The sequence below is a fragment of the Rossellomorea sp. FS2 genome (assembly GCF_047915635.1).
Lineage (GTDB): Bacteria > Bacillota > Bacilli > Bacillales > Bacillaceae_B > Rossellomorea > Rossellomorea marisflavi_A.
Genome location: NZ_JBLRVS010000004.1, coordinates 169148 through 188801 on the forward strand (window position 1 = coordinate 169148; position 19654 = coordinate 188801).

Here is a 19654-nt window from a genome sequence, read left to right on the forward strand (position 1 = left end):
GCTTTTGTTTCATCCTGTACAGATCATGATAAGATGACCGTCAGGATCCTTCACCGTAAAAAACGAGAAATCATCGAAGCTCGTGATGGGCTGGACGACTTCGATTCCGATTCCCTCCACGTAGCCATGGGCTTCATGAATATCGTCCGCATGAAAATTGAAGATCGGGAAGCGGGCAGGCACGATGTCCTTTTGCTCCCCTTCAGGCCCTGCATCCAACGTCAGGCTCGTATAATCGGCGACAGGAATCGTGTGGACCGGTCTTGTGACATCATTCAGGTCGATTTCCTGCCCGAGGAGCTCTGCATACCAGAGGGCAGAGGCTTTCAAATCACTCACATGGATAAAGATGGTGTGGATCCTATTTTGAATTGGCGTCTTCATGGTTCACTCTCCTTTTTGTCTTCATTTAGTAAGACGGATGAAACGATGAAAACCTGACAGACTTTTTTCATTCTATTGTGGATTTTTCCTGCATTTGGCTTTTATACAACCTTATCCCCAAAAACGCCATAAGGAAAACTTATTCTATCACCATTCTTTGCCTATCAACCTATCACGGGAAACGGTATGATGAAGGAAACGAAGGGACTGATTCCATGAAAAAACATGATCTTCATACCCACTGTATCAATACGGACTTCCAAGGATCCATCCTTGTGACAAATGGATCCCAGATAGAATTCAAGCAGGCTTACGGCCTGGCAGACCGGGTGCACAACATATCCAATTCCACTCACACCCGTTTCGGGATAGCTTCTGGCTGCAAGCTCTTCACGGCAATTGCCATCCTGCAGCTGATCGAGAAAGGCTTTTTCTCCTTGGATTCACGGCTACGGGATGTACTTCCCCTGAAGCACTCTCACTTTCACGAAAGCATCACGGTTCACCAGTTGTTGACCCATACTTCCGGCATACCGGATTATTTTGATGAAGAAGAGATGGATGACTTCGAGGATCTATGGAAAGAACGTCCTTCCTACCGGATGGAATCACCGGCTGACTTCCTCCCCTTGTTTGAACAAGAGCCTATGAAATCCACACCCGGTGAGCGCTTTTCCTACAATAATTCGGGCTATGTGCTTTTGGGCTTGATCATCGAGGCACACACAGGAATCACATTTTCCGAATATGTGGAGACCCATATATTCGAATCGGCAGGCATGGAGAAGTCGGGTTACTTCAGGATGGACCAGCTGCCGGATGGAACAGCCACGGGCTACATCGGTCTAGGGGATGGGCTGTATAAAAGCAATATCTACTCCCTTCCCGTGAAAGGAGGACCCGACGGAGGCGCCTATACGACAACAGAGGATTTCCATGCCCTGCTCGATTCCCTCTTTAAGCACCATCTCCTGACGAGAGAAAGCACGGATCTCATCCTGAAGCCGCACGTAGCGTCCGGTACGGGAACTTTTTATGGATATGGGGTATGGGTAATCCAGGACGAAGGGGATGATACGCCGGTTTATTCGTTGATGGGCCTTGATCCTGGCGTGAGCTTCAGATCTGTGATCATCCCGGAGGACGACCGGATGATCACCGTACTATCGAATTGTGACGATCAGGCATTCTCCCTGATGACCTTCATCCGTTCCACTGTTCTTTAGTACAGATGATAAAAGTAGGCTGCGTTCAATTCTACATCCAGTTCTTCGGCAGCCTGCTTCATCAGATCCCATGAAAAGCAGTAGAATCTCCAGGAGATGATGAGGCCTTCCTCGATCTCGATACGGTGAAGATTGTTGAGATACCTCTTCCCGTCCTCCTTCTCCTCCAGTTCCACAATCACCGGGGCACCCCATAGCAGACGGTACTCCCCGATGATGGTTTGTTGATCCTGGACAATCTGATGCCAATCCTCCAAGGAATGCCTCTTTGTCTCTTCCAAGCCTATCTCCAGCCCTGAATGGACAATCTCCGTCTGGATCTCTTCATGAAGGACGGATGCGATCCTTTCGGGGTCCTTGGACCGGAATCCTTCCAACATGGTGGCGATGACCGGATCAGCTTGAAGAGAATCCACAGATGCGCTCGTTCCTGATTTGGCATTAGAGACAGGATTATACTTCCGCAAACTCTTTCGTGCACGGCTTACATGAGCATGGACGGACGCTTCCGTCGTCCCGATGATATGAGCCACTTCCTTCCCTTTGTATAGGAATGCATCAGTCAAAATGATCGATACGTATTGAACAGGGGTAAGAATGTGGACGAGATGCTCCAGATTTTCCAGAAGCTGATAGTCGAATTCTCCTGCTGCATTGATTTCCTCCATGTCCTCCCTCATCTCGATCCGTTCCTGCTTCCTCCTTTGATCGATCCAACGGTTCGTTGCAATCTTGAATAGATAGGCTTTAGGTTCAATAGGCTGATAGAGCTTGGGCAATAATGAAAACGCACGGAGGAGCGTATCCTGGACCAGATCTTCTGCATCCCACGGGGATCTCGTCAAGGTCCGGCAGTATCTCCATAGATCGGACCGGTATGGCTCGATTTTTTCTTTAAATTCCCTCTCCAGGTCCCGAAGGGGTGATCCCAGTGATTCAAGGTCTGCATTCATCTTTCCACTCCATTCTCAGAATCTACTTTTGTTAATGGTTGCCTGCATATCCTGCATTTCCTATAATATGGGTATGTGGCAAAATCTTCAATACTATGAAACGATGAGGTGATTCTATGGCTTTATACTTAATGGCATTAGCAGCCATCATTGCGACCACGGGAATTGGGATTGTAATACGGAAAGCCATGAGGGAGATGGTGGCTCATCCTGATCAGCGTCAGCAGATCCAGTCGAGGATGTTCATCGGGGTGGCGATAGCAGAAGCACTCCCATTGATCCTTATCGTCCTTGGCTTCATCATGATCGAGTCCTTTACAGGATCCGTCGTCATTCCTGTCGCCATAACGATTGCGGTTACCGCCGTCAACTTCGTGGTGTTATTGCGGACATTTTTGGACGTGGTGAAAGATCCTCATGCACATAAGCAAACAAAAGCGATGGTACAGACCACATTTTTCATTGGATATGCCCTCATGACGGCGGTCCCCATCATCGCCATTGTGGCAAGTCTCATTGCAGCAGGTTGACCCCACATAAAAAAGGAGGCGCATCGGCCTCCTTTTTTATTGTTGATTTATATTTCGCGTTTCCTCCACTTATCAGACAGGTCCTGAATATGGGAAGGTCCGGTTCGACAGCAGCCACCGATGATTTTCGCACCTGCTTCGAACCAGGCATCGGACTGATCAATGAAACTTCCGCACGCTTCCTCTCCATGCCAGGTTTTGGTCTCCGCATCATAGGTTTCACCTGAATTCGGATAGACGATAATCGGTTGATCTGTATGCTGGTGAAGGATTTTGACAGCTTCCGTCGCTTCAGGGATCGGTGCACAATTCACCCCGATCGCTGCAATCTGTTCTTCATCCTTGAAGGCAAGTGCGCAATCGGCCACCCTTGTCCCATCACTGATCCGGGACCCATCTCTCAACGAAAAGGACAACCAGGCATAAACACCGGGATACTCATGCAATAAGGACACCAACACTTCCGCTTCTTCAAAAGAAGGGATGGTTTCAAATGCCAGAACGTCCGCTCCGGCTTCTATGAGGGCCTGAATGCGGGGACGATGGAAGGCCGCAAGCTCTTCCTTTGAAATGCCGTACTCTCCCCGATACTCGGACCCATCTGCCAGGTACGCACCGTACGGCCCGACAGAGGCCGCTACGAAAGGCTTATGACGGCCGTTGTCCCGACTGCCTTCTTCATCCCAGAATGAATCCCTTGCTTCTTTTGCCAGGAATACGGTTTGCTTGATCAGATCGATGGCCTCTCCTTCTCCTATCCCTCTTTGACCGAAGCCCTCCACTGTTGCCTGGTAGCTTGCAGTAATGGCACAATCGGCCCCAGCACGAAAGTAGTCCGTATGGACGGCCGAAATCGCCCCCGGGTTCTCAATGAGCGTCCGGGCAGACCACAGGGGATCATCCAGATCGCATCCATGGGACTCCAGTTCTGTGGCGAGCGCCCCGTCCAGGATGACCGTGGCGTGAGTCCTCAGGATGGCTTCAATGGGATTGTGTTTCACTTGTGTTGACATACTCGACACTCCTTTTCTTTTTCACATAGTTTGTCACATAATACGCCGCATAACAGAAGCCCACGAATGGGATCGTGCAGTAAAGCGCCACCCTCTGACCTTCGTCGAAAGCGATCCCGATAACGGATGCAAGGCAGAGAAGAAACGAAGCAATCGGAACGAATGGATACAATGGGGTCTTATATGCCAGGTCCTTCACACTGTTGCCTTCTTTGATGAAGCGTCTCCTGAAGAAGAACTGCGATGCACTTATGCTCATCCAGACAAATACGACGGCCAGTCCAGAAATCGACACCAGTAGGATATAGACCGTGTCGGGTGCGTAAATGCTTGATAAGAGTGCAAGCCCACCGCCCAACATGCTGGTGATGGTGGCAACGAGCGGGACGCCAGATTTGGTCAGTTTGCCGAAGAAAGACGGGATGGTCTTTTTATCTGCAAGGGACCAAAGCATCCGGGAAGAAGCATACAAGCCTGAATTGGCTGCGGAGAGGATGGCGGTGATGATCACCACATTCATCAGGTCTGCCGCATATGGAATCCCGATCCTGCTGAGTACGGCGACGAATGGACTTTCCAATACGCTAGCCGCTTCGCTTGGGAGGAGGGCAGAAAGCACCACGATCGTCCCTACATAGAAGATGACGAGTCTGATAAGGGTTGTCCGGATCGCCTTTGGAATCGTTTTGGTGGGCTCCTTCGTTTCACCCGCGGCTACCCCGATCAGCTCGGTGCCGGAGAAGGCGAAGTTGACGGCAAGCATTGTCATGATGATGGCAAATGCCCCATTCGGGAATAACCCCGCATCGGTAATATTCGTGAAGAATGGTGCCGGGGATGAATCGGCAAGCGGCACGAAGCCGACGATGGCAGCTCCTCCTGCTATGATGAAAAAGACAATGGCCACTACCTTGACAAGGGAGAACCAGAATTCCGATTCTGCAAAAAATCGGACCGTGAACGCGTTCATACCGAAGATGATGGCTGCGAATAACCCACTCCAGATCCATACGCTCACCGATGGGAACCACCGCTGCATCATCAGACCGGCAGCCGTGAATTCAGATCCAAGGGCAACCGTCCAAGTCAGCCAGTACAACCATCCGACGGCATAACCGGTACCCGGCCCGATATACTTGGCCGCGTAGCTGTGGAAGGACCCCGTCTCGGGCATATGGACAGATAGCTCTCCAAGACACATCATGACAAGATACACGACGATGGCTCCGATCAAATAAGAAAGGATCGTGCCGAATGGACCTGCCTGATGGATGGTATACCCCGAGCTGAGAAAAAGCCCCGTCCCGATCACGCCCCCAAGGGAAAGCATGATCAAATGCCTTGTTTTCATTTTCCTCTTAAAGTCTTTTGCTTCAATTTTCATGTTGGCATCCTCCGCGTTCTTGATTCTGGGATGAGTAGACAAACAAAAAACGCACTCAAAACGAGTGCGTTACCGACAAATAAACTGCTTATCTATCAGGTTTGATCACCCGCTGGAATTAGCACAGTTTCTTCTAAAGAAGATCTGCTGCTGAGGCTTCAAAGGGCCAGTCCCTCCACCTCTCTGGATAAGAATTATGAGATTGGTATAAACATTAACAAGAACCCTCATTCCTGTCAATATAAAAATGAACGCACAAAAAATCTGTAAGCGCGCTCATCCCTCATCCTTAGCAATAAAACACCCTTTTGATTATTTCCATGGGAATACGGGAACGTATATAGAAAAAGGGGGATGACACCATGCCGGAAGGACCGGAAATCAGACGGGCCGCAGACCGTGTTCAAAAAGCACTCGCCCGTCTTCCCGTCATGGAGATTTTCTTTGCCTTCCCGCACTTAAAGGGATATGAAAGTCTCCTGCAGGGAACAAAGATCACCAGGGTGGATTCGAAAGGAAAAGCGATGTTGATCCGCTTCGACAACGGCTATACGATGTATTCACACAACCAGCTGTATGGGCGGTGGTACGTAAAGCAGGCCTATGAATACCCCAAAACCAATCGCCAGCTGCGCGTAGCCATACACAATGAGAAGAAGTCCGCTTTGCTCTACAGCGCCTCTGATATTAACGTCATGCGGGATGAGGAGGTTCATTTACATCCATTCATTGCAAGGGTCGGACCGGATATTCTCAGTGAACACGTAACAAGCGGAGACATCCTCACCCGGATGGAAGCATTCAGGAAGCGCAAATGGGTGCATCTACTGCTTGATCAAGGTTTTGTTGCCGGAATCGGGAACTACCTTCGGTCTGAGATCCTATTCGTCTCAGGGATTCATCCAGCACTCCGTCCCATGGACTGTCGTGAGGACCAGTTGACCCTTGCAGCCGAAGCCATCATTCATCTGATGACGCAATCGTATGAAACCGCCGGGATCACCAATGACCTGCAGTTGGTAGAAAAGCTGAAAAAAGAAGGCGTGACGCGGTCCCGTTACCGCCATTGGGTCTTCAATCGTGAAGGTTCCTCATGCTATCGATGCGGGACCGAGATTGAGAAAATCACGGCCGCTTCCAGAAGGCTGTATTACTGCCCACATTGTCAATCCAAATAAAAAGAGGTTGGTCAAAACAAAAAAGGTCATGACGAACAAATCAGTATAACTTCGCTTTCCGCAGGAGTCTTCGTCTTGCACTCCAATCAATCGCTAGAAACAAGTAAATAGTAATTGTCATGAAACCAATCGAAAACCCGGATTCATTTGCCTTATCCGCAAATGAATCCGGGTTTTACTGTGACTGAAACACATTTGTCGCAGCCTCTATTTACTATCAGATGACGCCGTCCATCCCTGCACTCGTCATGATCCCATCCAGTGCCTCTACAAAATAGGCGTGGTCAAGTCCCTGTTTGACGACGATGTCCTTCATGATCACACCCAGTTCAGTGGAAATCCTCAAGTATTCTGTCGTCATATCATCAAGCTTCTTCCTTGTTTCCGCAGCATTGTCCACGTTCACTTTCTCAATCGTTTTGATCATCTCTTCTGAGATTGCCAGGTATTTGTCCTGCGTTTCTTTGTATTTCTTGATATCCCCATCCACTTCTTTGCTGTTGTCGATCGAATCAAGCAAACCCAAGGCCTCATCATGCATGCTCTTATAGACAGGTTCCTCTATCTGGATGGTCTGAAGTTCCGATTTGACCATCTGTACATCCTCTTCGGTCATGTTTTCCTTAATGTAAAAATCGGGATTGCCAATTCCATAATCGTAGTACAACATGACCTCCATCATCCTAGCCTGGAATAAGGCAAGCTGAATTTCTTTATCGAAAGCAGCAAATTCTTCTTCACTGGCTTCAATACTGGGTCCCTGACCTGGCATCGTGGTCTCCGCATCACCTGCAGCCGGACTATCGAACGCATCGGAAGAATCATCATTGAATGGGTCTTCTTCAGTGCTCAGTGAATCATCCTGGACGCTTCCATCTGCCGGAATGTCATCGATTGATGCCGTTCCCCCATCCCCCGATGCAGTACCTTCTTCCTCTGTTGCCGTGGCATCCGTCGATTCTTCCGCATTTGCTTCTCCAGATTGATCACTGTCATCTTTCTTGGCGGTCTTTTCTTCACCCGTTTGTTCCGTCTTTTCTTTCTTCTCTTCCTTGTCACCGCTGATGGCTGTCTGCAGGCTGCTGCAACCCCCGAGGGTCAATATCATTGCCAGTAGAATGCTGAACCATGCTGCCTTTCGCTTCATGTAGCTACCTCCTTATTTGTCAACCATTTTGTTACCAGTTTTATACCCGCACTCTCTCACGGCAAACATATTTTTACAAAGTTTGGTGCTTATTGGTGTGTTTCGACACATGTAAAAAGGTGGATGAACCGCATAGCACCAGTCAAATTTCACATAAAAAAGACCACCGATTCACTCAGTGGCCTTTTCTGTTTTACTGGATGAAGAAGCATCTGTTTCCTCATCCTTCGTTTCCGTATGATAATTGGCTTCGTCCTGTTCCAGCAGATCTTTCAATTCATCCTGTACCGTTTCGTTGCACATTTCGACTTTGGAGCGGTATGCTGCCCTGACGATGACATGGGACGCGACAGGGGCTGTAAGGAACACGAAGAAGATGCCAAGGAAGAGCCTGATGCTGAAGACCCCTTCCATGATGAAAAACAGGAAGGCACCGATGAGGGTGAACAGCACCCCAACTGTGGAGCTCTTCGAAGCCGAGTGGGACCGGGTGTAGATGTCCGGCAGACGGACGAGCCCGATGGCACTCAGCAAACTGAAGATCGTTCCGATCAGGATCAGGAATACGGCGACGACTTCAATCGGACTTGTTACGTTCAAAGACGACACCCCTCTCTATATAGCGCGCAAATGCAAGCGTGCCGATGAATGAAAGGATCCCGATGAGGAGGATGACTTCGAAGAAGCCCGAATTCTGAAGCAGTACCGAAAAGATCGCCACCGCCGAGATCAGCTTTACTCCCAGGGCATCCAACGCCTGGACGCGGTCCGGGGCTGACGGCCCCTTGATGATCCGGTAGACGGTCGCCAGGATGGCAATGGTCAGGACGACAAGGGAACAGATCAATATGGCTTTAATCATTTCTGGTCACCCTCTTTATGGCAGTCTCCAGCTTCTTCTGGGATTTGTATGCCGATTCTTTTGCACTCGGAAGATTGATGCCGTGAAGATAAAATCGTTTGTTGTCATCAGAAACCTCCATGACGACGGAACCCGGGGTCAAGTTCAGCAGGAGGGCAAGAAGCGTGACTTCAAGCTCTCCCTCAAGATCCGTCTCAAGCTTGAATACACCCGGTGTCACATCGATCTTGGGCTTGATGATATGACGAGAGACCTGGACGCTGGAAACAAACAGCTCCCGGATGAAGACAAGGAATAAATGGATGATGGCCACCAGCGACTCCAGGTAAAACTTATGAGGCAGGAAACGCCTCAAAATGAACAGGACCAGTATACCGAATAAATACCCGCTGAAGAAGGTGAGGAAGCTGAAGCTTTCCTGAAAGAACATCCATATGAAACCGATCAGAAGATTGATCAGGATTTGCATGGGCATGGGGTACCACCTCTTTTCTTATCGATTGACACCAATGACGGCTTCAATGTAAATGGACGGGTTCATCAATCCCTCCACCGCTATATTCACATACTCTTGGACCCCTTGGGCACCGAGTCCAAGGAAGATGGTGAGGGCCGTTAAAATACCGATCGGCCACATGAGGCCTTTGATGCTTCCTTTTTCTTTTTCCTCGGTCAGCTCGGTATCTCCGAGGAACCCGTTCATGAAGATCTTCATGATGGAATAGAGGACCATGAGACTGGTCAAAAGACCGATGCCGCCCAGCCAGTAGTAGCCTGCCTCAAATGTCCCCTTCGTGATGAGGACTTTCCCCAGGAACCCTCCAAATGGGGGGATTCCTGCTAGGGACAGCGCGGCAATGAAGAACATCCAGCCGAATAGCGGATGGAGCGTGATGAGTCCGCTGATATCCCTGAGCTTGCTTGTTCCCGTCAAGTGGATGATCGTCCATCCCAATAGGAAGATCAGGGCTTTCACGATCATATCGTGTATCAGATAAAAGATGGATCCTGTCATTCCGTTTGGATTGAACGAAGCAAGCCCCGCCAGTATGAAGCCGACACCGACAATGACGTTATAGGTCAGGATCTTCTTGATATCCCAGTAGGCGACGGCCCCTATCGCCCCTGACAGCATGGTGAGGGCTGCGAGGATGCCGATGAGGAGATGGGTCACCTGCGGGTCATGATAGAACACAAGAGTGAACATCCGGATGATGGCGTAGATTCCCACTTTGGTCAAAAGTGCGGCGAATACGGCTGACACGGCCGTCGGAGGCGCACCGTATGAACCAGGAAGCCAGAAGAACAGGAAGAGACCGGCTTTCAGGCTGAACACCGTGAGCAGGACGATGGCGATCGTCGTGATCAGCCCATCCTGACCTGCTTCTTCCACCCGCAGGGATAGATCGGCCATATTCAATGTCCCTAGGGTCGCATAGAGGTACGCAATCCCGACAAGGAACAAGAAAGACGAAATGATGTTGATGAGGATGTATTTCAAACTTTCCCTGAGCTGGACCCTCTCCCCTCCAAGGGAAATTAGCACATACGATGCAACAAGCATCACTTCGAAGCAGACAAACAGGTTAAAGATATCCCCCGTCAAAAATGACCCGTTCACCCCGGTGATGAGGAACAGGAATAACGGATAAAAGTAATGCTCTTCCCTGCTCCTTCCGATTGACCGGAAGGAATAAAAGAGACAGCATAGGGCCACGATACCGGAAATCAAAAGCAGGAGCGCCGAAAGCATATCCGCTACCATCGTGACACCGAATGGGGCTTCCCACCCGCCCAATTGAAGGGACTGGGGACCGTTCACTTTGATTTCCTCCATCAGTACGAAGGAAACGGCAATCGATGCCAGGAGAGCTGTGATTCCGAGGAACCTTTGAAACGGTATGTTTTTTCTGAAGATTACCATCACCATCCCTGCGATGATCGGGATGATGATGGGCAATATGATCACATTATTCATTCTCATAACCTCTCATCTGTTCTGTGTCATCGGTGCCCAGCACTTTGTAGGCACGGTAGCTCAACACCAGAAAAAGGGCCGTCGTGGCGAAGTTGATCACAATCGCCGTCAACAGGAGGGCCTGAGGCAGTGAGTCCGCATAGGTGAGGGATTTGATCCCGAGAAGGGGCGGACCACCTTTCTTCAGCCCTCCCATGGTGATGATCAAAAGGTTCACGGCATGACCCAGGATTGAAGTGCCCAAAATGATTCGCAGAAGCGTCTTTGTCAAAATCAAATAGATTCCAATGGCAAAAAGAATACCGACAACAATGGACATCAGTGTTTCCATCAGCGATCATCCCCTATGCTCAGTATGATCGTCATGGACGTCCCGATGACAGCGAGCGCCACTCCTATATCAAACAGGACGGCAGTGGCAAGCTCCGTCTTACCGAAGATGGGGAGGTCGAAGTAATCATAGGTCTGGAATAGGAACGGCTTATCGAACACCATTCCCCCGACACCCGTCAGGACTGCGATGAGGACACCGACGGCAGACAGGACCTTAAAATCGACAGGCAGGTTGCGACGGACCGATTCCATATCAAAGGTGAGGAACAGGAGGATCAAGGCTGAAGAAAACGCCAGACCGCCGATGAATCCGCCTCCGGGGTGATGATGTCCGGAAATGAATAAGTTGATGGCGAAGGCCAGGATGATGACGATGGCCACCCTGGTGACATTCTTGATGATGATATCATTTGGCTTTTTCATTCTTATCCCCTCCTCCTCTCATTTTGATCAATGTATACACACCCAGTCCTGCCACCGAAAGAACCAGGATTTCAAGCATCGTATCAATCCCCCGGAAATCTACCAGGATCGCATTGACGATGTTTTTTGCACCAGCGATTTCATACGAATTCTCATAGTAGCTCGAGATGGAATCGAACATTCGTGTACCGTTTGCAGACAGGGCAACCAGGGTCACGACCACTCCTGATAAAATGGCGATGACGGCGTTTGTCAGCTTGAATGGGATCTTGCTCACTTCCTTCTTCAGCTGCGGAAGATGGTAGAAGCATAACAGGAAGAGCGTCGTCGTAACGGTTTCCACCACCAGCTGGGTGAGGGCAAGATCCGGCGCCCTGAACAAGACGAACAGGAATGACACAAGGAACCCGAGAGCCCCTACGGAAACGACTGCTGTCAGCCTCGTTTTGGCGAACAGGACCGATAGTCCCGACAGGACAAGGATCACTACAAACCCGGCTTCATAAATCGTGATCGGACTGTCGTTCGATGTATCAAGGACAAACCCGCCGGTAAGGAACAAGGAGCCTCCCACCATCAGGATGAAGAACACGAAGATATAAACAAGATAGTCCCTCAAGAACCCTGTCATATAGCGATCGGTCATAGCACCTGAAACTTTCTCCATCTTCTCGATCCCGACATTGTAGGCGTTATTCAGCGTCAGGGCCTGCGGATATTTCAAATAGAGACGGAACCATTTCCGGAGCGTCTTGTAAAGGATGATACCGAAGACGATGACACCAAAGGTCATGAACAGCTCCAGATTGAATCCATGCCATGCGCTGATTTCTTTCAGCTTGATGGTTTCATGAAGCTCGGGAAGAATGGCGTTGAAGGCCGGTTTGTATAGATAATCCCCCATCACATTCGGTACGAAGAATGAGATGATGACAATCAGAGCCAGAATGACCGGACTCAACAGCAACCCGAATGGCGCTTCATGTAAGACCTTCCCTTTCTTTGCGAGCTTGTTGCGTCCACCGAATGTTTTGAATACAAGGATCATGCAGTATACAAAGGTGAAGACACTTGCCACCCACCCGATGATCGGGATGAGGAGGCCGATGAACCCGACATTGAAGATCGATAGTTCCGACGCTTTTACCAAGGCAGTGAAGAACATTTCTTTACTGAGGAAGCCATTGAACGGCGGAAGGCCGGCCATGGCAAAACTACCGACAACAGTCAGGGTAAAGGAAATTGGCATGAATCGTACGAGCCCTCCAAGTTTCCTGATATCACGCGTACCGGTTTCATGGTCGATGATACCGATCACCATGAAGAGGGCACCCTTGAACGTGGAGTGATTCACCATATGGAAGATCGCCGCGAATATTGCCGTCCCATAGACGGTGGATTCATCCCCATACCCAAAGTACAGGGCGGCGGAACCGAGGCCGAGCATGCTCATGATCATTCCAAGCTGACTGATCGTCGAATACGCAAGGAGTGCTTTGAGATCCGTCTGGCGAACGGCGTTGACTGATCCATACAGGAGTGTGATGAGACCGACGCCGGATACGATCCAGAACCATTCGGCCGATCCACCGAAGAAGGCTGTGAAGCGTGCGACAAGATAGATACCGGCTTTGACCATGGTCGCTGAATGAAGATAGGCACTGATGGGTGTCGGTGCTTCCATGGCGTCCGGAAGCCATATACTGAAAGGAAATTGGGCAGATTTCGTAAATGCCCCCAACAGAATCAATATCATGGCAGGAAGGAAGAGTGGGTGATCCTGAAGGCCATTGGCCTGTGACAAGATGTCCCTTATACTGTTTGTTCCTGTCATCATGCTGATCATGATGAGGCCCGCAAGCATGGCAAGACCGCCGAACACGGTGATGAGCATGGACTTCTGCGCCCCGTAGCGGGAACGCTCCCGTTCATACCAGTACGCAATGAGGAGCAACGAGGATATACTCGTCATTTCCCAGAAAACATACAGGACATAAATATTATCCGAGAACACCAGACCGAGCATGGCCCCCATGAAGAGGAGCAGATACACATAGAAGTTGTGTAGCGCTTCACGGTGCTTCGACATATAGTAAATGGAATAAAAGATGACCAAGCTTCCGATCCCGGTGATCAGAAGGCCGAATAATAGACTGAGGCCATCGACAGTGAGGACAAAGTCGATATCGTATGCAGGAATCCATGACACAGATGCTTCATACGTATTTCCGGCTGAAATATTGGGGATAAAGGTTAATAGGTAGATGAAGATCAAAAGTGGAACAACGAGAACGAACCAGCCGGTATGGATCTTCGGTGAAACCAGTTTATAGATGAATGGAACCAAGATGGCGAACAAAATCGGGAGCAAGACGGCTAAATGGATCCAAGACAAATGAGCCCCTCCTTTTTGAATAATTTTCAACAATCTATTTCTTAATCTTTCGGAACTTCTAGATATAGTAAGAAATCCATTGACGACTATTATGGCATGCGTTATAGTCATACATAGTTTGAAGATAGCAAGGGAAATTTACACAGCTTCGAGGTGAAAATAATCATGAAACCGATAAAAGAACGGATGGATGAAAGCATCCTGGTATGTGTCTATTACGGACCGAACGGGGAGCGTCTCATCCAACGCGGATGCAAGATCGCCAATATGATGAAATGCCCTCTTTACATCCTTACTGTCGATCCGAAACCCTTCGATGAACTGGATGCAGAGAAATCGGCCTACATTTCCCAGTGGAAAGAACTAGCCGAGAAGCACAATGCCGATGCCTTCATCATAAAAGATAACGAAAAGCGCCCGATTTCCAAGGTGATCGCCGAAGTATCACGAGAGCGGAACGTCACTCAGATCATCCTTGGACAGACTGCCCAGAGTCGCTGGGAACAAATCGCCAAAGGGTCCATCATCAACTCTTTGCTGCGTGAAGTCCCATTTGTGGACCTTCACATCATTTCTGTGTCCCGCGCCCTCAAGAACCCTGACGGACATTTTGAGAAAGGCTGCCGTGCTTACCTCGTGGAAGAAGACGATCAATATCGTCTCACGTTCAAGCACACAAAGGCCATGCGCTACGAAGGAATCTTCTTCAAGGAATCCGGGACCGATTTCAACAATGGGCTTTTCAAGTTCATGAAAGACCGGGAAACCCTCCAGGTTCAAGTCGAAGAAGGAATCGTCAAGGACTTGACGAATGTTTCCGTACAACCGAATGATTCAGAAGATGACGACTATCTATAAGTTCTACACGAGCCTCCGCCTTAATGGGCGGGGGTTTTTCATATGTTTTTTTACAGATTGACATCCACTTTCACCAAGCGGAGTTCGTCCTGATGGATCCCGATATACCTTAAGGTTTCAGAGGAAGAATGATGATGGAAGGTTTTCATGAGGATGGAAATGGCGATCCCTTTCCTGTAGGCATGATACCCGAATGTTTTCCTCAACGTATGGGTTCCGATTTTCCCTGGTATACCCACTTCTTTCGCAGCCTTGTTAATGATGCGATAGGCCTGCTGTCTGGTTATGGCCTGAGCATGCTTCTTTGACTTAAAAAGAAAATCATCAGGTGAATAGTCTAGGGGGCTGAGATAAGCCTGAAGTTCTTCCTGAATCTTTCCGTTCAGATAGAAAGCACCCTCCTCTTCACTTTTAGAGTCTTTTAGACATAAAAACTCCTTCCCTTTCCCCTCTTCCCAGACGTCCGCGATCTTCAATGAAAGGAGATCACTGATCCGTATTCCTGTATTGATCCCGAACACGAACAGAAGCAAATCCCGCTGGGACTGCGTTCGCAGGATATCCTTGATGGCATTGATGTTTTCAATATCCCTTATGGGATCGACATATTCCATCCAGAACCCTCCCCACTAATGTAACTTAAATAAATCGTAACATAGATTAAGTAACATAACAATGAATAAACTTTGAACATCCTGCTGTATCAGCACATTCTCACAAAAGCTGATAGGGATAGCTTTCGCAGAAATTGCCCGGACAATACTTTTATGTAAATGCCGTGGATAGGATGTACCATTTGATCAGTTTCCCCATTTCCCATTCCATAAAACGCTCAACGTATACACGAAAAAAACCCGCCAAAACTCAAGGCGGATTTCATTATTTGTTATCCATTTGCACTTCCGGAATGAACGGCCTGCTCTAGTTGAATAGCAGCATCCTTCACATTATCAGCGCTGGAAATGGCCGATATGACCGACACTCCATCCGCACCTGCGTTCACCACATCAGCCGCATTGGCTGCCGTGATCCCGCCGATGCCAACGAGGGGAATAGAGAAACCATGCTCTCTGAATTCCCGGATGATCGCGGTTCCCTTTACGCTCTCTGCGTCGTCCTTTGAGCTTGTCGGGTAGATGGGGCCCAGGCCGAGATAATCAGCACCATCCTTGATCGCACGCTCGGCTTCCTCGATTGTGTGGGCAGAAACGCCGACCCATTTGTCACCACCGAGCCGCTGCCGGACAATGGAGGCCGCTTGATCCTCCTGCCCGACATGGACTCCGTCTGCATCGATCTCCACAGCCAGGTCGATATCATCATTGACGATAAAGGGGATGTTCGCCTGTCGGCATATCTGTTGGAGTTCTGTGGCAAGCTCCTTCTTTTGTGTACCCGACAGGGCCCCATGCCCTTTCTCACGGAACTGGAAGAGGGTGATTCCACCGCGGATGGCTTCTTCAAGGACGTTCACGGGATCTCCATGACAGTTGGTGCTTCCCATGATGAAATACACCTTCAGTGCTTTTTTGATTGCAGATGTCCTCTTTTCCATCACGCTTTCCCCTTTTCCACCTTGAAGTCTTTTTCATCGTCTGGCTGAAGTCGGGACAGCTCATCAAGGAATGCAGCGCAGAAGCTGCCCGGTCCATTTGAGTGTCGCTCTGCCTTTTCAGCTGCAACCCCGTAGCAGGCAACAGCTGCGACAGCACTCTGCAACGGATCGTGCCCCACGGCTGCAAAAGCTGCGGCCACGGAAGATAATAAACATCCGGTCCCCGTCACTTGGGTCATGATCCGATGACCGTTCCGTATACGATACACAGTGGATCCATCTGTCACGACATCCACCTCACCTGTCAGGATGACGATGCAGGCGAATTCTCGGGACGCCTTTACGGCCAAGGCCGTACGGTCGCCATCCCCGTCTCCGGAGTCGACCCCTCTCATGGTCCAACTCTCCCCAAGGACTGAAGCAATTTCTCCCGCATTCCCCCTGATGATGGACACGTCAACCTCCTTAAGGATGAGGGCCGTCATCTCGGTACGGAAGCTCGTGGCTCCCGCACCGACTGGATCGAGAACCACAGGAATCCCTTTCCTATTCGCCGCTTTTCCAGCCAGGATCATGGACCTCACTATCCCCGAAGAAAGGGTCCCGATATTCAAAAGGAGCGCATCGGCAATACCGGCCATTTCTTCAACTTCCTCTTCTGCATACGCCATCACAGGCGATGCCCCAAGGGCCAGAAGACCATTTGCAGTAAAATTGGTCACCACCACATTGGTGATGTTGTGGACAAGCGGTCGGTCTGTTCGCAGCTTCTCTACTAGTTCAAGCATTCCCATCTCTCCTCTTCTATGTATGAGCCGCCCAGTGCGAAAGGCGGCTGCTTAAACAATCAGGTCCCACAAAATGTGCGGTATGGTCCGTCCTCCGGATCCTGTGGTTGTTGATACGCTCCAGGACTTCCCTCATGGTCATATGGCGTCTTAAGTACGTGAAGGAGTGTGGTCAAAACGGAAAGGTCCCCATCCTCCACTGCGGCATCAAGTGCCCGTTCCACCTGATGATTCCTCGGGATCACAGCAGGGTTATGGTCGCGCATCAGCTTTCTTGCCTCTGCTTCTGACTCCGGCTGTTCATCCAAACGCTCTTCCCATCTTTCCTGCCATTGGGCAAATTCGACCGTACCGGCAAGGAGATTCCTCTCTTCCCTGTCATGGGTCAGGTCAAGAAAGGTATTCGTGTAGTCGGCCCCGTGATTCCCCATCATCGTCAGAAGATCTTCCACAAGCTTTTGGTCCGATTCATGGGCATGGAACAAGCCGAGCTTCGACCTCATTCCGTCCAGCCAGTACGAATGATAGAGGGCAGGATAAGCGGAAATCGTCTCCTGTGCAAGCTCAACCGCCTTTTCCTCATTCTCATCAAGGAGAGGCAACAGGCTTTCGGCGAAGCGGGCTACATTCCATCCTGCGATCGGGGGCTGATTTCCATACGCGTAGCGCCCCTGTTCATCAATGGAGCTGAAGACCGTTTCAGGATTGAATGCATCCATGAACGCACATGGACCATAGTCGATGGTTTCTCCACTAATCGCCATATTATCCGTATTCATGACCCCGTGGATGAACCCTACAAGCTGCCACTTGGCAATCAGTGATGCCTGAGCGTCCATCACCCGTTCAAGGAGGGAAAGATAAGGCTGGTCTGTCCCCTTCACACCCGGATAATGTCTGTCGATCGTATAATCCGCGAGGGATCGCAAGTCTTCCAGGCTCCCTGCTTTTGCGGCCAACTGGAAGGTCCCCACCCGGATATGGCTGGACGCGACCCTTGTGAGCACTGCTCCCTCAAGGATACGATCCCTGACGATGTCCTCTCCCGTCTTGACGACGGCAAGGCTCCGGGTCGTGGGGATGCCAAGGGCGTGCATCGCTTCACTGATCACATATTCACGAAGCATGGGCCCAAGCGCTGCCCTCCCATCTCCTCCGCGTGAATACGGGGTGCGACCCGCGCCTTTGAGCTGTATGTCCACCCGGGTCCCCTCAGGAGTCACTTGTTCACCCATGAGGACGGCACGACCATCACCCAGCCTGTTAAAATATCCGAACTGATGACCTCCATAAGCCTGGGAAAGGGGGTGCCCCCCCTCCGGCACACGGTTCCCTGCATAGACGGCCACATCCTGATCCGTGATGCCAAGGGATGTGGCGAGCTCTTCATTAAAGAGGACCCATTCAGGATTTTCTACGGGAACGGGTTTCATCGACGAGTAGAAAAATGGTGGCAACCCTTCATACGTATTCTCTAGTTTCCAGCCTGACTGATTTGTCATAGTGGCTCCTTTCATCTGCAATAGATTTCTTCTTTTGTCCCATGGTATCATATTTCCCGTTCAACCGCCGAAGTGAAGGGATGCGAAAAAGAAAAAGCTGCATCCGGATAAGGATGCAGCTTTCATTCTTCTTATTTGCCTTCCAGGCGACTGATGCGGACATCAAGATCCGGGTGAGTCGAGAAGATGGAAGACTTTTTCTTATTATTGATCTTCAACGTGGCGATGGCTGTATCATCGTTACCCTTCATGCGTCCAGTATAATCCTTCAGCATGCGGAGGGCATGAACCATCTTATCCTTACCTGCAAGATCCGCTCCGCCGCGGTCAGCGTGGAATTCACGGTGACGGGAATACGCGAATACAACAAGGCTTCCAAGGATGGAGAACACGATCTGGAAGACAACCACGGCGATGAAGTGGACAATCGGCGCAAGTTCTTCTTTTACAAAACGTGTAGCGATCCAGGCAGCGATACGGGACAGGAACACCACAAAGGTATTGACCACACCCTGCAGGAGGGTCATTGTCACCATATCACCGTTTGCCACGTGGGCAACCTCATGGGCGATGACACCTTCAACGGCATCGTCATCCATTTCGTAAAGGAGGCCGGTAGATACGGCCACAAGTGATTTCTTCTTGGAAGGACCTGTCGCGAACGCATTCACTTCAGGTGAATCGTAGATTCCTACTTCCGGCATATGCGTAAGACCTGCAGCCCTTGAAAGGCGGTGGACCTTTTCCACGACACTCTGCTCATCCGCCGTCAAAGCCCCATTCGGGTCGAGGACACGGACATTCATCATGCGTTTCGCCATCCAACGGGACATGGCAAGTGAAATGAATGAACCGGTAAAACCGATGATCGCACTGAAGATCAGCAGCGCAACCAGATTAAGACTGCCATCAGCATTGATGTAGCGCCCTGCACCAGTCAGTGAAAAAATGATACTGATGGTCAGAAGGACGAGTACGTTCGTCAACAGAAAATAAAATATGCGTTTACCCATCGAGATCCTCACTCCTATTTTCAAGTTCAAATGAACTTATATATGAGTTTATTATACGTTTTCTTCCTATAAAAGACAAGAATAAAGTGCACATGAAACTTCGATTGACGAGCTTCTCCCCAGTCGATACTA

Annotated in this window: 21 protein-coding genes and 1 riboswitch; of the genes, 4 read left to right on the forward strand and 17 right to left on the reverse strand. The window is 49.8% G+C overall.

What is annotated here, in order from left to right:
• Positions 1-9: 9 nt before the first annotated feature.
• Positions 10-384 (reverse strand): VOC family protein, encoded by a 375-nt coding sequence (locus ACNA6I_RS11470; protein WP_048005101.1) that lies wholly within the window; start codon positions 382-384, stop codon positions 10-12.
• Positions 385-599: 215 nt separating this feature from the next.
• Between ACNA6I_RS11470 and ACNA6I_RS11475 the strand changes: the two genes are divergently transcribed.
• Entirely contained in the window at positions 600-1610 is a 1011-nt protein-coding gene (locus ACNA6I_RS11475; RefSeq protein WP_251527986.1) for a serine hydrolase domain-containing protein, read from the forward strand.
• Here the strand turns inward: ACNA6I_RS11475 and ACNA6I_RS11480 are convergent.
• Positions 1607-2563 carry a sigma-70 family RNA polymerase sigma factor gene (locus tag ACNA6I_RS11480; RefSeq protein ID WP_416313327.1) on the reverse strand — a complete coding sequence of 319 codons (957 nt, stop codon included), beginning with the start codon at positions 2561-2563 and terminating at the stop codon, positions 1607-1609. The genes ACNA6I_RS11475 and ACNA6I_RS11480 overlap by 4 nt on opposite strands.
• A 116-nt stretch (positions 2564-2679) precedes the next feature.
• Here ACNA6I_RS11480 and ACNA6I_RS11485 point away from each other — a divergent pair, with 116 nt between their 5' ends.
• Positions 2680-3093, forward strand: a complete 414-nt coding sequence (locus tag ACNA6I_RS11485) for a hypothetical protein (RefSeq protein WP_251527990.1) — start codon at positions 2680-2682, stop codon at positions 3091-3093.
• Between the two features lie 47 nt (positions 3094-3140).
• Here ACNA6I_RS11485 and mmuM read toward each other — a convergent pair whose 3' ends face one another.
• A complete protein-coding gene (mmuM, locus tag ACNA6I_RS11490; protein ID WP_048015150.1) occupies positions 3141-4106 on the reverse strand; it encodes a homocysteine S-methyltransferase in 966 nt (321 codons plus the stop codon).
• Positions 4075-5490: an S-methylmethionine permease gene (mmuP, locus tag ACNA6I_RS11495; protein ID WP_048005105.1), complete on the reverse strand. Its 1416-nt coding sequence runs from the start codon at positions 5488-5490 to the stop codon at positions 4075-4077. Before mmuP ends, mmuM begins: the two co-directional genes overlap by 32 nt.
• A gap of 85 nt (positions 5491-5575) precedes the next feature.
• Positions 5576-5684: riboswitch (SAM riboswitch) on the reverse strand.
• 168 nt (positions 5685-5852) lie between these two features.
• On the opposite strand from mmuP, the gene nei reads away from it, so the two are divergent.
• A complete protein-coding gene (gene nei / locus ACNA6I_RS11500; protein ID WP_416313328.1) occupies positions 5853-6668 on the forward strand; it encodes an endonuclease VIII in 816 nt (271 codons plus the stop codon).
• Between the two features lie 217 nt (positions 6669-6885).
• On the opposite strand, the gene ACNA6I_RS11505 is transcribed toward nei, so the two are convergent.
• The 8 genes from ACNA6I_RS11505 to ACNA6I_RS11540 all read right to left on the reverse strand — a co-directional run bounded on the left by ACNA6I_RS11505 (position 6886) and on the right by ACNA6I_RS11540 (position 13806).
• Entirely contained in the window at positions 6886-7815 is a 930-nt protein-coding gene (locus ACNA6I_RS11505) for a hypothetical protein (RefSeq protein ID WP_048005107.1), read from the reverse strand.
• A 171-nt stretch (positions 7816-7986) separates the two neighbouring features.
• On the reverse strand, positions 7987-8415 hold the full coding sequence (mnhG, locus tag ACNA6I_RS11510; RefSeq protein ID WP_048005108.1) for a monovalent cation/H(+) antiporter subunit G: 429 nt from the start codon (positions 8413-8415) through the stop codon (positions 7987-7989).
• Positions 8393-8677, reverse strand: coding sequence for a Na(+)/H(+) antiporter subunit F1 (locus ACNA6I_RS11515; protein WP_048015147.1), 285 nt, complete (start codon positions 8675-8677; stop codon positions 8393-8395). The genes mnhG and ACNA6I_RS11515 overlap by 23 nt, the downstream gene beginning before the upstream one ends.
• On the reverse strand, positions 8670-9152 hold the full coding sequence (locus ACNA6I_RS11520; protein WP_048005110.1) for a Na+/H+ antiporter subunit E: 483 nt from the start codon (positions 9150-9152) through the stop codon (positions 8670-8672). The genes ACNA6I_RS11515 and ACNA6I_RS11520 overlap by 8 nt, the downstream gene beginning before the upstream one ends.
• An 18-nt stretch (positions 9153-9170) precedes the next feature.
• The gene (locus ACNA6I_RS11525) at positions 9171-10655 is read right to left on the reverse strand and encodes a Na+/H+ antiporter subunit D (protein ID WP_048005111.1); all 1485 of its coding nucleotides are present in this window, start codon (positions 10653-10655) and stop codon (positions 9171-9173) included.
• A complete protein-coding gene (locus ACNA6I_RS11530; protein ID WP_048005112.1) occupies positions 10648-10986 on the reverse strand; it encodes a Na(+)/H(+) antiporter subunit C in 339 nt (112 codons plus the stop codon). Before ACNA6I_RS11530 ends, ACNA6I_RS11525 begins: the two co-directional genes overlap by 8 nt.
• Positions 10986-11411, reverse strand: coding sequence for a Na(+)/H(+) antiporter subunit B (locus ACNA6I_RS11535; RefSeq protein WP_048005113.1), 426 nt, complete (start codon positions 11409-11411; stop codon positions 10986-10988). The genes ACNA6I_RS11530 and ACNA6I_RS11535 overlap by 1 nt, the downstream gene beginning before the upstream one ends.
• Positions 11395-13806 carry a Na+/H+ antiporter subunit A gene (locus tag ACNA6I_RS11540; RefSeq protein ID WP_048015146.1) on the reverse strand — a complete coding sequence of 804 codons (2412 nt, stop codon included), beginning with the start codon at positions 13804-13806 and terminating at the stop codon, positions 11395-11397. Before ACNA6I_RS11540 ends, ACNA6I_RS11535 begins: the two co-directional genes overlap by 17 nt.
• 165 nt (positions 13807-13971) lie before the next feature.
• On the opposite strand from ACNA6I_RS11540, the gene ACNA6I_RS11545 reads away from it, so the two are divergent.
• The gene (locus ACNA6I_RS11545) at positions 13972-14664 is read left to right on the forward strand and encodes a universal stress protein (protein ID WP_048005115.1); all 693 of its coding nucleotides are present in this window, start codon (positions 13972-13974) and stop codon (positions 14662-14664) included.
• Between the two features lie 50 nt (positions 14665-14714).
• Here the strand turns inward: ACNA6I_RS11545 and ACNA6I_RS11550 are convergent, their stop codons facing one another.
• The 5 genes from ACNA6I_RS11550 to htpX all read right to left on the reverse strand — a co-directional run bounded on the left by ACNA6I_RS11550 (position 14715) and on the right by htpX (position 19522).
• Complete coding sequence (locus tag ACNA6I_RS11550) at positions 14715-15278, reverse strand: site-specific integrase (protein ID WP_048005116.1); 564 nt, start codon at positions 15276-15278, stop codon at positions 14715-14717.
• A gap of 272 nt (positions 15279-15550) precedes the next feature.
• Entirely contained in the window at positions 15551-16219 is a 669-nt protein-coding gene (thiE, locus tag ACNA6I_RS11555; RefSeq protein WP_252266273.1) for a thiamine phosphate synthase, read from the reverse strand.
• Positions 16219-17007, reverse strand: a complete 789-nt coding sequence (thiM, locus tag ACNA6I_RS11560) for a hydroxyethylthiazole kinase (protein WP_416313329.1) — start codon at positions 17005-17007, stop codon at positions 16219-16221. The genes thiE and thiM overlap by 1 nt, the downstream gene beginning before the upstream one ends.
• Before the next feature lie 59 nt (positions 17008-17066).
• Positions 17067-18509: a protein adenylyltransferase SelO gene (locus tag ACNA6I_RS11565; protein ID WP_416313330.1), complete on the reverse strand. Its 1443-nt coding sequence runs from the start codon at positions 18507-18509 to the stop codon at positions 17067-17069.
• A 131-nt stretch (positions 18510-18640) separates the two neighbouring features.
• The gene (gene htpX / locus ACNA6I_RS11570; protein WP_048005119.1) at positions 18641-19522 is read right to left on the reverse strand and encodes a protease HtpX; all 882 of its coding nucleotides are present in this window, start codon (positions 19520-19522) and stop codon (positions 18641-18643) included.
• Positions 19523-19654: the final 132 nt, after the last annotated feature.

Bases quoted from the DNA above. Each gene is read 5' to 3' on its own strand.
- ACNA6I_RS11545 (WP_048005115.1), top strand. From the start codon at position 13,972: ATGAAACCGATAAAAGAACGGATGGATGAAAGCATCCTGGTATGTGTC.
- thiE (WP_252266273.1), bottom strand. From the start codon at position 16,219: ATGGAAAAGAGGACATCTGCAATCAAAAAAGCACTGAAGGTGTATTTC.
- ACNA6I_RS11525 (WP_048005111.1), bottom strand. From the start codon at position 10,655: ATGAATAATGTGATCATATTGCCCATCATCATCCCGATCATCGCAGGG.
- ACNA6I_RS11520 (WP_048005110.1), bottom strand. From the start codon at position 9,152: ATGCCCATGCAAATCCTGATCAATCTTCTGATCGGTTTCATATGGATG.
- ACNA6I_RS11535 (WP_048005113.1), bottom strand. From the start codon at position 11,411: ATGAAAAAGCCAAATGATATCATCATCAAGAATGTCACCAGGGTGGCC.
- ACNA6I_RS11530 (WP_048005112.1), bottom strand. From the start codon at position 10,986: ATGGAAACACTGATGTCCATTGTTGTCGGTATTCTTTTTGCCATTGGA.
- thiM (WP_416313329.1), bottom strand. From the start codon at position 17,007: ATGCTTGAACTAGTAGAGAAGCTGCGAACAGACCGACCGCTTGTCCAC.
- ACNA6I_RS11480 (WP_416313327.1), bottom strand. From the start codon at position 2,563: ATGAATGCAGACCTTGAATCACTGGGATCACCCCTTCGGGACCTGGAG.
- ACNA6I_RS11485 (WP_251527990.1), top strand. From the start codon at position 2,680: ATGGCTTTATACTTAATGGCATTAGCAGCCATCATTGCGACCACGGGA.
- ACNA6I_RS11565 (WP_416313330.1), bottom strand. From the start codon at position 18,509: ATGACAAATCAGTCAGGCTGGAAACTAGAGAATACGTATGAAGGGTTG.
- ACNA6I_RS11505 (WP_048005107.1), bottom strand. From the start codon at position 7,815: ATGAAGCGAAAGGCAGCATGGTTCAGCATTCTACTGGCAATGATATTG.
- nei (WP_416313328.1), top strand. From the start codon at position 5,853: ATGCCGGAAGGACCGGAAATCAGACGGGCCGCAGACCGTGTTCAAAAA.
- mmuM (WP_048015150.1), bottom strand. From the start codon at position 4,106: ATGTCAACACAAGTGAAACACAATCCCATTGAAGCCATCCTGAGGACT.
- mmuP (WP_048005105.1), bottom strand. From the start codon at position 5,490: ATGAAAATTGAAGCAAAAGACTTTAAGAGGAAAATGAAAACAAGGCAT.
- ACNA6I_RS11515 (WP_048015147.1), bottom strand. From the start codon at position 8,677: ATGATTAAAGCCATATTGATCTGTTCCCTTGTCGTCCTGACCATTGCC.
- htpX (WP_048005119.1), bottom strand. From the start codon at position 19,522: ATGGGTAAACGCATATTTTATTTTCTGTTGACGAACGTACTCGTCCTT.
- ACNA6I_RS11475 (WP_251527986.1), top strand. From the start codon at position 600: ATGAAAAAACATGATCTTCATACCCACTGTATCAATACGGACTTCCAA.
- ACNA6I_RS11550 (WP_048005116.1), bottom strand. From the start codon at position 15,278: ATGGAATATGTCGATCCCATAAGGGATATTGAAAACATCAATGCCATC.
- ACNA6I_RS11470 (WP_048005101.1), bottom strand. From the start codon at position 384: ATGAAGACGCCAATTCAAAATAGGATCCACACCATCTTTATCCATGTG.